Consider the following 11,097-nt stretch of genomic DNA (forward strand, 5'->3'; position numbering starts at 1 on the left):
GGCTTCGCCGGCCCCCTCAAGGGGGCGACCCCGATGGCCCGGCGGAGCCCGTTCCATGGGGTCCGCTGGGTTTTCATCGGCGCGGATCCACCACGACGACAACTTCGAGATGACTTGCCATGCTCACCGCTGAGTCCATTCATCAGTACTACGGCGGTTCGCACATCCTGCGCGACGTGTCGGTGAGCGCCTCGCCGGGGCGGATCACCGTGCTGCTCGGGCGCAACGGCGTGGGCAAGACCAGCCTGCTGAAGAGCCTGATGGGCCTGGTGCCGATCCGCGCGGGCAGCGTCACGCTGGCCGGCGCGGACATCACGCGCGCGACGCCCTACCAGCGCGCGCGTTCGGGCATCGGCTACGTGCCGCAGGGGCGCGAGATCTTTGCGCGGCTGACGGTCGAGGAGAACCTGCGCATGGGTCTGGCGAGCAAGCCGGGCGGCACGCCAATCCCGGAGCACTTGTACGCGCTGTTTCCCGTGTTGAAGCAGATGCTCAAGCGGCGCGGGGGCGACCTGTCCGGCGGCCAGCAACAGCAGCTCGCGATCGCGCGGGCGCTGGCGGCGTCGCCGCGGCTGCTGATCCTGGACGAACCGACCGAGGGCATCCAGCCGAGCATCATCAAGGACATCGGCCGCGTCATCCGGCGCCTGGCCGACGAGGGACTCGACGGCCACCCCGTCGCGATCCTGCTGTGCGAGCAGTACTACGACTTCGCGGCGGAACTCGCCGACGAGTTCCTCGTGCTCGAACGCGGCAGCGTCATCGCGCGCGGGGACAACGCGGACATGCAGACGCCGGAGATCCGAGGCTTGGTGGCGATCTGAGGCCTGCGGGATCCACGGCAGGGGCAGAAATTTTCGAGAAGAGTTTCGAGCGTCCAGGGCAAGACCTGGCACGCGCCACGCCACTAGGGAGGTTCCACCGCCGAGCCTCCCGCCATGACCCTCTTCGACCCCGCCCTCTTCAACACCCTGCCTCGCCTGCAACCCGTCGACCGGTCCCGGGTCGATGACGCGCTGGGTCCGCATCACGGCTTGCTGACACTGTTCGTGCGCGAGCTTCCGCCCCGCGTGGGCGGATCACCGTCCGGCGACATCCAGTTCGCCACCGGCACGAAAGACGCCCTCACGGCGTGGGCGGTGGACGTCGTCGTGGACGCCCTGCCCCGCAAGGGTCTCTCGCTCGCCCAGCTGCAAGGCATGTGGACGTCGATGCTGTCGGGCATGGTCGAGTCGATCCTGACGGCGGTTCGCACCGCCGATTTCTCGGGCATCGCCGACGCCGCGCAGGGGCTGGGCAGCATGCTCCAGCTGGGCCAGGATCCCGGCGAGCCGCCACGCCTGTGCCGCTTCACCTCCGACAACGGCCTCTCGCCCGCCCCGGCCAAGGCGACCGAGGTCGTGCTGCCGCTCTCGGAAGGCCTGCTGCTGAAGCTGCTCGACGTGGCTCTGGCCTCAGCGCGGTCCGCCAGCCCCGCCGGGACCACGATCGGTGTGCGCGCGCGATTGCAGGCGCTGAAGGCGCTGCTCTGCGAGCAGCCGCTCAAGGTCGACATGAGCCACGCGCGCACCCTGTGGCGGACGGAGGCGTCGCGGCAATCGCCCGCGTTCGTGGCGATCCGCGACGTCGTCGCGGCGCAGGAGCGCCTGGTGCGCCGCGGACTGGTGCCCGCGACCCGGTTCGTCTCCCCCGGCCCGACGCCCGCCTCGCCTCGGACGCCGGAAGATCGCGCGCTCATCAGGGCCCTCCAGGCCGGAGGGACGGACCGCCCCGCCGGCCAGGACGCCCAGGACACTCCGGCCCCGTGGAGCGCACGGAGCGTGCCCGAACCCGGCCCCACGCCGTCCGACCGCGAGCGCGGGACCTGGGTGTTCCAGCCCGACCGCCATGGATCCTGGGCAACCCTCCACGTCGATCCGCTGCCGGCGACCGCTTCCGCCGAGGACATCGCCAGGCAGGACCAGCAGTTCCAGCTGCTTCGCGATTTCGTGCTGGTCCGCCTGTTCCAGGAGGGGGTCACGAATAGGCTCGACGTCACGCTCAAGGGCGATGACATCCTGGTCGGCGACCTGCCCGTCGCCACCCGATCCCGCCGCGGCGCATGGATCCCGGACCTCGACGCCATCAAGGAGGCGCGGAGCGTGACGACGGTCATCGAGCGGCCGTCCACACACTCGACGATCGACCAATGGTGGGACGGCAGCGCGTACCGCTTCTTCGAGCCGCGCATCCGTGCGACGGAGGTGCGGCAGCTGCGCCTGTTCCTCCAGATGAGCGCGGACAGCTCGAACCTGGCGCTCGAGCGATACCGCTACCCGGACGAGGCCGTCTGGATCCAGATCGATCGCCACGGCCATCAGCGCATCGTCGGCGGCGAGGCCCTGCTGTCACGCCTCACCCCGGACACGCGGGTGAAGCTCGAGATCGAAGGCCACGACAGCCTGAGCGACACGGGGGCGCTCGAATTCGAACACTACGCCCCCCGCGGCGCTCATCGACCGGGTGAAGACGGCGTTGCGCGAGCTGGGGATCAGCCGGACCGCGAGCCAGGTGACCTTGCGGTCCTGCGCGCTCGTGAGCCGGGCCGCCCCTGGATCGTTCGCCGAGCGCTTCCTGGAGGCCGGCGTCGAGCAAGGCCTGCTGACCGGCGACGCACAGGTGACCGCCTACTCGGAGCTGCTGGGGTTCGTCCTGAACCGATGGGACTGGTGGATGGCGCCGCTGTTGCGTCCGGACGTGCCCCGGGTCACGATGCGCTTCCTCGGCGCCGCCGAGGAACGCCATGCGCCTGGCAAGACCTGGATCTACACGCGCGATCCGTCGACCGGTCGGATCGCGCGCCACGACAAGTACCCGGCCGCGGCCGGTCAGCGACCGGCGGACACGGTCTATCGGGAAGCGTCGGCGATCAGCCTCGAGCGCTGCACCATCCTCGGCGCGGCCGGACGCGTCATCGAGCGCCTGCGTCCCACCGCGCGCCATCACCTGCTGCCCGCGACGCCCGACACCGCCGCTTCGACGCTGAGCTTCTTCGACGAGTCGACCGGCGCGACCGCGGCAATACCGGTCGACGATGCGGCCGAGGCGCGGCTCGTGGACGCCTACCTGCGGCAGCTGTCCATGCTGCTCGACGAGATGCCGGCCGAGACCGCCCGCGCGATGTCCGCGGGACCCGTCGACGCCCAGGCGCCCGACGGCCTCAATGTGGGACTGCTCGCGCTGGCGCTGAGCCAGCTCTCGCGGACCTCACCGGCGGGATCCCCCTACCAGGCGGCCGTCACCTACCTCGGGATGACGCAGGGGGCCGCCTTCCTGGGGGCGGATGCCGCGACGCTGGCGAACATGATCCGCACGACGATGCAGAGCACGGATGCGGCCGTCGTCTCGGGTCTCTCCCAGGCCACGGCACTGCTGACCAAGGGCCTGCGCGGCCTGGGCTCGGTGCTCCAGGCCGGTGTCGTCGGCCTGGACATCAAGAACCTGGTCGACGCGATCGCCTCGGGACGGGCGTCCGCGATCGGCGTCGCGGGCACGCAACTGGGTTTCGACATCGCCGGACTGGGCCTCCTGGGCGCCAGCGCCATCGCGGCCCTGGCCGGCTTCACCCTGCTGTCCACCGGTCTGAGGGAACTGGCCGTGCCGCTCGCGGGCATCGCGATCGGCGTCACCGGCCTGGTGCGAGCCGTCGCCGAAGAGGAGGAGCGGCTCAACTTCAATCTGCAACCCCTGCACGGGATCGACGAGGGGTACGACACGCCGCTCCGGTCGTTGCCCGCCGGCAGCAGCAGCAGCAGCAGCGACGGCAACAGCAATAGCAACAGCGGCGGTGGCAGCGGCGGCGACCGGCAGTTCCTGGCCGTCGCCGGCTGGGCGCCGGTGAACCGCATCGACTTCGTCAAGGGCGAGGTCGGCTTCGACGACGCCACCATCGGGGAGACCTCGGTCCATCTCTCCGGTCTCTACACGTCCGGCGGCCATGCGCATGACTGGAAGATCAACGACGGGTCCGACGCCCAATTCGCCAAGTCGCGCGAAGGGATGGACTTGGATCTGTGGTCCCTGCTGTGGAAGCCGGGACGCGCGATCCGTCCGATGGCCGCGCTCACCGGGGAGCAACGGGATCCGTCCCGCATCCTGGTGCTGGCGACCAGCCCCGCGGTGGACATCGACTTCGAGGTCTATTCCAACAGCCGGGCCGGCGGCGACTTCTCCGTCCTCGGCGATGCGCGGCTGGACCGGATGGAGCGTCGCAGCGGCGGGCAGTTCGTCGGCGACTACGTCACCTCCAGCAGCATGGCCAAGTCCGCCGATGTGTGGCGCTACGCGTACCGGAAGAGCGCGCTCACGGTCGTACTCGACCAGCAGGCGCGACTGCTCGCGCTGCCGGGTCGCGCCGGCCTGGACGACGCGCGCTTCACCTTCAGGAACCACGACGGAGAACCGGATCGCGGCATCCACCCGCTGGACCAGTCGCTGGTGGACTACCGGCTGATCGGCGGCGGGGGTCAAGTCGTGCTGATGCTGCCCGCCGACGGCACGGTCCGCAACCCGGTGACGATCGTCCCGTCCGCGCGACCCGGCGAATCGTGGACCGTGCTGCTCGACGGCGCGTTGAGCGCCGGGGGCAAGGCCTTCGAGTTCCTCGACGGCCATGGCCCGGGCAAGCGTGCGGGTAAGGGCGAGGGCGAGGGCGAGAGCGAGGGCGAGAGCGAGAGTGCCGCCATCGGCTTCAGGCTCAACGGACAGACGATCCGGTTCGAGTCGATGCCACGCACGCCCGTGACCGTGGTCGCCCCCCGGCAGCCCGAACTGGGCGTGTGGCTGGACCTGAGTCGGAAGCGGGCCGCGCTGGTGGTCGATCTCGGTTATGCGCCTTACGACATCGATCCGGCGGCGGAGGTTCGAACCCACCTCGACGCGTTGGGCCATCCACTCCTGGAGGGTGGATTGACGGCGCAAGTCCTGCCACGACGGGACGAGGGGCTGGTGCTGCTGACGGCTCAGACCGACGCGGTCGACGCGCCGATCCCCGGCGATGACGCGCGCTCCACGCCGGGTCTGCCGCAAGACCTGGCACTGGCGGGCGCGGGCCGCCGCGCGCCGCTCGGCGGCTACGTCGATCTCAAGAGCGGTCATGCGGTCCTGCAGGGCGATCAGACGCTCTGGATCCACGACCCCGCGCCCTCGCTCGCTCCCGCTGCTGCTCTCACCGCCACAGGCCGCGGCCGAACGGCGCGTTGGCACCGGACGACGACGGCGAGCGACGACCGAGGCGTGTCATCCGTCAGCGACGCGCCATTCCAGCCTCCGCCGGATCGAGGCGCCTTGCAGCGTGCCGAGCGCAGGACGCTGCTCACCGACCTGAAGCGCTTCACCGCGCAGGCGATGGACGGTGGTCGACCGTGGGTGCCTCTCGGCGACACCCCGGCGCAGTCGCGCGACTTCGTGTTCCGCCTGCGCCGCGCCGGCGTGGACATCGTGATCGACAACGGCGATTCCCCAAGAGGCGTGGACCGGGGCAGCGTCCAGGACCGCTACGACGCCAACGCCGACGCGCTGGCGCTGTTCACGGAGGACCTGCGGCGGCTGATCGAGATCGACGGCTACCTGATGCCGAAGTCGCGCCGGCGCGGAGACGCCACACCGCCCGAGCCCTTCTCCCGCACGCTGATCCAGGGCGACGGGCGCGAGATCGACCTCTCGTCGACGCTGCGCAGGCGGGACATCGACGAGGCCGTGGTCCTGCCCGAGGTCGACGAAGCGCCTCGCCGCCTTCGCCTCGACGAAGAGGCCGGCGCGGACATCCGGTCCGCCTACAACGGCCTGGACCTGCTCGTGTTCGATGCCACCCGGCCAGCTTCTCCCCTGATCCGCATCTGCGACGCCCTGCTCGTCGGGGACCACGCCTCCGGCCACGTGCTGATGCCCGATCCGGCCTTGACGATCTCCCGGCGCATTCCCGGGACGGCAACGGCAACGGCAACGGCAACGGGGGCTGCCGCGATGTCGACGACGGCCCCGATCTCGACGGCACTCGCCTTGCCCACCGAGCGTCTCGACGTCCCGATCCTGACGCTCAGGGATCGTCGTCTGTCGCTGGTGCGGGACGGCGGCGACCTCGTCGCGCGATCGGGCGACGGATGGGACGAGCAACGTCTGCCGTGGTTCTTCGATCCCGACGCGCCGGGCGGCGACGCCGAGGCGTCCCGCACGGACCGCGCGCTGCTGACGCGGATCCGCCAGGACGATGGATCGTGGTCGTTCGGCGAGCTCGTCAACGACAACCTGCTGGACATGGTTGCAGCACAGGAGCACGTCGGCCGCTCGACCGGACGCTCGATCGACTGGTCCATCGCCACCGACGACGACCGGCGCGCCAGGGTGCCCCGGCTGACGATGGACAAGACCGGTCAAGTGACCGCCGCGACCTTCCAGTTGCAGGCGCTCCGCCTGAACGCCTTTATCGCCGGCATGCCGGCGGAGGGACGTCCAGGGACTTCAGACCTGACCCTCCCGCCGGCGCCTCGGGTGTCATCGCCGACGCTGCTCGTGCCTCAGCACGGCTGAGGTCGTCGGAACAGGCGCGGCTGCGGCTGCGGCTGCGGCTGCGGCTGCGGCTGCGGCTGCGGCAGCAGCAGCAGCAGCAGCAGCGGCGGCAGCGTGGGATCAGTCCGCCTGGATCTTGGCGGACGAGATCACCTTGCCCCAGCGCAGGAACTCCGCGTCCGAATGCGCCTGCAGCTGCTGCGGGTTCATGTAATCCGCGGTAGCGCCGAGCTCGGCGGCCTTCTTCTTGAACTCGGGCGTGGCCATGATCTTCTGGATCTCGCTGGTCAAGCGGTCCACCACCGCCTGCGGCGTCTTGACCGGCGCGAACACCGCGAACCACGATCCCGCATCCAGGTTGGGCAGCCCCGCCTGCGCGGCGGTCGGCACATCCGGCAGCGAGGACAGGCGCTCCTTGCCCGTCACCGCGACCGCACGCAGCTTGCCCGCCGCGATGAAGGGCATGAACGGCGGCGGCGTGCCGAAGGTCAGGTCGACCTGGCCGCCCAGCAGATCCTGCAGCGCCGGCCCCGTGCCCTTGTACGGGACGTGGATCATCTGGATGCCGGCCTGCTGCTCCAGCATCACGCCGGTGACGTGCTGCAGCGAGCCGTTGCCCGAGGACGCGAACGACAGCTTGCCGGGGTTCTTCTTCGCATAGGCGATCAGCTCGGCCGTCGTCTTCGCGGGCACGCCCTCGCGCAGCACGATCAGCTGCGGCGCGGTCAGCACGTTGGCCACCGGGCGCAGGTCCTTCAGCTCCCACGCGCCCTTCTGGATGTGCGGCGTGATCACGTGATACCCGGAGTACTGCATCAGGATCGTGTAGCCGTCCGGCTCCGCGCGCTTGGTGGCGACGGCGGCCAGCGCGCCGCTGGCGCCGGAGCGGTTGTCCACCACGACGGTCTGGCCCAGCGCCTTGCCCAGCGGCTCGGCCAGCATGCGCGCGGCGATGTCCGTGGTGCCGCCGGGCGCGGCGCCGACCAGCATCGTGATGGGTTTGTTCGGATAGGCCTGCGCGTGCGCGGCGGTCATCGGTGCCAACGCAGCAGCGGCGATCGCGAGCAGCGCGAAGGCGGGAGCGGCCACGACGAGGCGGCGGCGGATTCGGTTCATGGTCTTGTCTCCCGGAAGCCGCTCGTGGCGGCGTTGTCGTTGGGGGTGAAGCGGAAAAAATTTAGGCGTCGCGGGCCAGCGCGCGTTCGCGGATCGCGTCGAAGTCGCGCGGCCGCGGATGCAGGTCCAGCCGGCGGCCGGCGCTGACGATCTGGCTCGGCACCGCGTGGCCGATCAGTGGCGGCAGGCGCTTGGCCGCGGCGATCAGGCGTTCGAGGTCCACGCCGGTGTCGCAGCCCATGCACTGCAGCGCATGGACGATCTCCTCGGTGCAGACGTTGCCGGTCGCGCCGGGCGCATACGGGCAACCGCCGATGCCGCCGAGCGACGCATCGAAGCGGTCCGCGCCGGCGTCGATCGCCGCGATCACGTTCGCCAGGCCCATGCCGCGCGTGTTGTGGAAGTGCAGCGTGAGCTGGGCCTCGGGCCAGCGCTCGCGGAAGGCGCGCACCAGCGCGACGACCTGCGTCGGATAGGCCATGCCGGTGGTGTCGCACAGCGTCACGCCGCGCGCGCCGAGGTCGTCCAGGAAGTGGCCGCACCAGCCGAGCACGGTGTCGAAGGGCACGTCGCCTTCCATCGGGCAGCCGAACGAGCACGACAGCGACACGTTCACCGCGATGCCGGCCTGGTGCGCCATCGCGGCGACCTCGGCCAGGCCGGCGAAGGACTGCTCGCGCGTCATCCGCAGGTTGGACAGGTTGTGGCTCTCGCTGGCGGACATCACCAGGTTGAGTTCGTCGGCCCGGGCCTCGATCGCGCGTTCGGCGCCGCGGACGTTGGGGACCAGCACCGTGTAGATCACGCCCGGCTTGCGGACGATGCCGGCCATCACCTCGGACGCGTCGGCCAGCACGGGGATCGCCTTCGGGGAGACGAAGGCCGTCACCTCCACCTTGGCCAGGCCGGCGTCGGACAGCGCATCGACCAGCGCGATCTTCTCGGCCGTCGGCACGAAGGTCGTCTCCGCCTGCAGGCCGTCGCGGGTGCCGACGTCCTGCATGAAGATGCGGCGGCCCGCGCCGGTCCAGACATCGGACGGCGCGCGGGCTGCCGCGCCGGTGGCAGCGGAGAAAGCAGCAGAGGAAGGGGAAGAGGAAGCAGTCATCGCGTGGCCTTCAGGAAACGATCTTGCGATCACGGAGCGCGGCGATCTGTTCGGCGGTGAGGCCGATCTCGCGCAGCACCTCGTCGGTGTCGCCGCCCAGGCGCGGCGCGGCGCGGCGCACCGCCCCCGGCGTGCCCATCAGCTTGGGCACGATGCCCGGCACGTCGAGCTCATGGCCGTCGCGCGTCTGCTGTTTGATGATCATGTCGCGGGCGCGGAAGTGCGGGTCCTCGACGATGTCCTTGGCCGTGTACACGCGCCCGGCGGGCACGCTGGCCTCGGCGAGCGGCGCCAGCACGTCGTCGACGCTGCGCGTCGCGGCCCAGGCGCCGATGGCGGCGTCGATCTCATCGACGCGGGCCACGCGGCCGGCGTTGTTAGCCAGCGCCTCGTCGTTGGCGAGGTCCTCGCGGCCGATCACCTGCATCAGCCGCTTGAAGATCGAATCGCCGTTCCCCGCGATCAGCACGACGCCGTCCGCGCAGGGATAGGCATTCGACGGCGCGATGCCGGGCAACGCCGAGCCGGCGGGACCGCGCACGGCGCCGAAGGCGCTGTACTCCGGAACCAGGCTCTCCATCACGTTGAGCACGGCTTCGGTGAGCGCGACGTCGATGACCTGGCCACGTCCGCCGTTGACCTTGCGGTGGTAGAGCGCGGTCAGCACGCCGATCGTGCCGTGCAGCGCGGCGAGCGTGTCGCCGATGGAGATGCCGCAGCGCACGGGCACGCGGCCGGGTTCGCCGGTCAGGTGGCGCAGGCCACCCATCGCTTCGCCGATCACGCCGAAGCCCGGCAGGTCGCGATACGGCCCCGTCTGACCGTAGCCGCTGATGCGCAGCATGATCAGGCCGGGGTTGGTCTTCGCGAGTTCCTCGTAGGACATGCCCCAGCCCTCGAGCGTGCCGGGGCGGAAGTTCTCGATCAGCACATCGGCTTCGGCGATCAGTTGCCGGGCGATGTCCTGGCCGTCCTTCTGACGGAGGTCGAGCGCGATCGAGCGCTTGTTGCGGGACTGGACCTGCCACCACACGGAGGTGCCGTCCTGGATCATGCGCCAGTTGCGCAGCGGGTCGCCGCTGCCGGGCGCCTCGATCTTCACGACGTCGGCGCCGAAGTCGCCGAGCGTCTTGCCGGCGAACGGGCCGGCGATCAGTTGCCCCATCTCGACGATGCGCAACCCGTGCAGGGCCTGCAGACCTTCCATGCTCGATGTCTCCTGTTTATGGAGACGGATTCTGGGAAGGTCCGCCTCCGGTGGGAATGACGGAGTGGCGGCGCCAGCTTTCACGGATCGCGAAAGCGGGGTGGGGTTGCCACTAGGTCAGGTGGGCGGGATCCGACCGGACTCCCTCTCCCGCTTGCGAGAGAGGAAGTAAAAAGCGCGCCGGGCCGCGTTCACAGCGGGCCGCGATCAAAAACACAGATGATCGATGAACACCCGCACATGCCTTGGCAGCGCATCGAGGTCGCGCACGCCGATGAGCAGCGTGCGGTCGGACCAGTCCTCGTCGAGCCCGACGCGCCGCAGGTTCAGCGGCTTGAGCAGCGGCTCGACCGCCACGTCGGGCAGCACGGCGATGCCCATGCCCGCGGCGACCATGCGGCACATCGCGTCGAAGCTGCGCACCTGGATGCGGTTCTTCAGGCGCCGGCCGAGTTTCTCGGTCTCCATCTCCAGGCGCTTCTGCAAGGAGGTCGCCTTCGCCAAGGTGACGAAGTCGTGTTCGACGGCCTGCTCCCACCGCACGGTCTTGCGTTTCGTCAGCGGATGCCCCGCCGGCGCGACCAGCACCAGCCGGTCGTGCCGGTAGTTCAGGACGTGCAGGCCCAGCGCCGGCGTGCGATCCGCGAAGATGCCGAGGTCCGCGCGGCCGTCCAGCACTGCGACCACGATCTCGTGGCTGTCGGCTTCCTCGAGCTCGATCCGGATGCGCGGGTTGTCGCGCACGAAGGCCGACACCTGGGCCGGCAGGAACTGCGTCACCGCCGAGGTGTTGGCCCAAAGCCGCACGACGCCGGTCAGGCCCGACGCGTAGTCGGACAGGTCGGCCGTCATCTGGTCCACGTCGCTGAGGATGCGCTGCGCGTGCTGCTGCAGCGCCAGACCCGCGGCCGTCAGCGTGACGCCGCGCGAATGCCGCTCCAGCAGCGTCGTCCCGAGCGAATGCTCCAGGTCGCTCAGGCGCTTGCTCGCCGCGCCGACCGCCAGCGCGGCCAGCGCCGCCCCCTTGCTGATGCTGCCCGTGCGGGCCACCAGGCTGAAGAGCGACAGCGAGACGAGATCGACGCGATGCAGGTTCATGGCGGACGAAGTATCGGTCCGC

7 protein-coding genes are annotated in these 11,097 nt (G+C 70.4%); 2 read left to right on the top strand and 5 right to left on the bottom strand.

What is annotated here, in order from left to right:
• Window positions 1-119 precede the first annotated feature (119 nt).
• Complete coding sequence (gene urtE, locus ACFJIX_RS00610; RefSeq protein WP_377156968.1) at window positions 120-824, top strand: urea ABC transporter ATP-binding subunit UrtE; 705 nt, start codon at window positions 120-122, stop codon at window positions 822-824.
• 630 nt (window positions 825-1,454) lie between these two features.
• Here urtE and ACFJIX_RS00615 read toward each other — a convergent pair.
• The gene (locus ACFJIX_RS00615; protein WP_377156970.1) at window positions 1,455-2,357 is read right to left on the bottom strand and encodes a hypothetical protein; all 903 of its coding nucleotides are present in this window, start codon (window positions 2,355-2,357) and stop codon (window positions 1,455-1,457) included.
• Window positions 2,358-2,502: 145 nt separating this feature from the next.
• Here ACFJIX_RS00615 and ACFJIX_RS00620 point away from each other — a divergent pair, with 145 nt between their 5' ends.
• On the top strand, window positions 2,503-6,567 hold the full coding sequence (locus ACFJIX_RS00620; protein WP_377156971.1) for a TcdA/TcdB pore-forming domain-containing protein: 4,065 nt from the start codon (window positions 2,503-2,505) through the stop codon (window positions 6,565-6,567).
• A gap of 99 nt (window positions 6,568-6,666) precedes the next feature.
• On the opposite strand, the gene ACFJIX_RS00625 is transcribed toward ACFJIX_RS00620, so the two are convergent.
• From ACFJIX_RS00625 to ACFJIX_RS00640, 4 genes are all read right to left on the bottom strand, one after another.
• Entirely contained in the window at window positions 6,667-7,662 is a 996-nt protein-coding gene (locus ACFJIX_RS00625) for a Bug family tripartite tricarboxylate transporter substrate binding protein (RefSeq protein ID WP_377156972.1), read from the bottom strand.
• A gap of 61 nt (window positions 7,663-7,723) precedes the next feature.
• Entirely contained in the window at window positions 7,724-8,665 is a 942-nt protein-coding gene (locus ACFJIX_RS00630; protein WP_377161510.1) for a hydroxymethylglutaryl-CoA lyase, read from the bottom strand.
• 115 nt (window positions 8,666-8,780) lie between these two features.
• Window positions 8,781-9,977, bottom strand: coding sequence for a CaiB/BaiF CoA transferase family protein (locus ACFJIX_RS00635; protein ID WP_377156973.1), 1,197 nt, complete (start codon window positions 9,975-9,977; stop codon window positions 8,781-8,783).
• A gap of 207 nt (window positions 9,978-10,184) precedes the next feature.
• Window positions 10,185-11,075: a LysR substrate-binding domain-containing protein gene (locus tag ACFJIX_RS00640; RefSeq protein WP_377156974.1), complete on the bottom strand. Its 891-nt coding sequence runs from the start codon at window positions 11,073-11,075 to the stop codon at window positions 10,185-10,187.
• Between the last annotated feature and the right edge of the window lie 22 nt (window positions 11,076-11,097).

The sequence above is a fragment of the Roseateles sp. UC29_93 genome, from assembly GCF_042695725.1.
In the GTDB taxonomy this organism is placed as follows: domain Bacteria; phylum Pseudomonadota; class Gammaproteobacteria; order Burkholderiales; family Burkholderiaceae_C; genus Roseateles; species Roseateles noduli_A.

Bases quoted from the DNA above. Each gene is read 5' to 3' on its own strand.
- ACFJIX_RS00630 (WP_377161510.1), bottom strand. From the start codon at position 8,665: ATGCAGGACGTCGGCACCCGCGACGGCCTGCAGGCGGAGACGACCTTC.
- ACFJIX_RS00635 (WP_377156973.1), bottom strand. From the start codon at position 9,977: ATGGAAGGTCTGCAGGCCCTGCACGGGTTGCGCATCGTCGAGATGGGG.
- ACFJIX_RS00625 (WP_377156972.1), bottom strand. From the start codon at position 7,662: ATGAACCGAATCCGCCGCCGCCTCGTCGTGGCCGCTCCCGCCTTCGCG.
- urtE (WP_377156968.1), top strand. From the start codon at position 120: ATGCTCACCGCTGAGTCCATTCATCAGTACTACGGCGGTTCGCACATC.
- ACFJIX_RS00615 (WP_377156970.1), bottom strand. From the start codon at position 2,357: ATGGCCGTGGCGATCGATCTGGATCCAGACGGCCTCGTCCGGGTAGCG.
- ACFJIX_RS00640 (WP_377156974.1), bottom strand. From the start codon at position 11,075: ATGAACCTGCATCGCGTCGATCTCGTCTCGCTGTCGCTCTTCAGCCTG.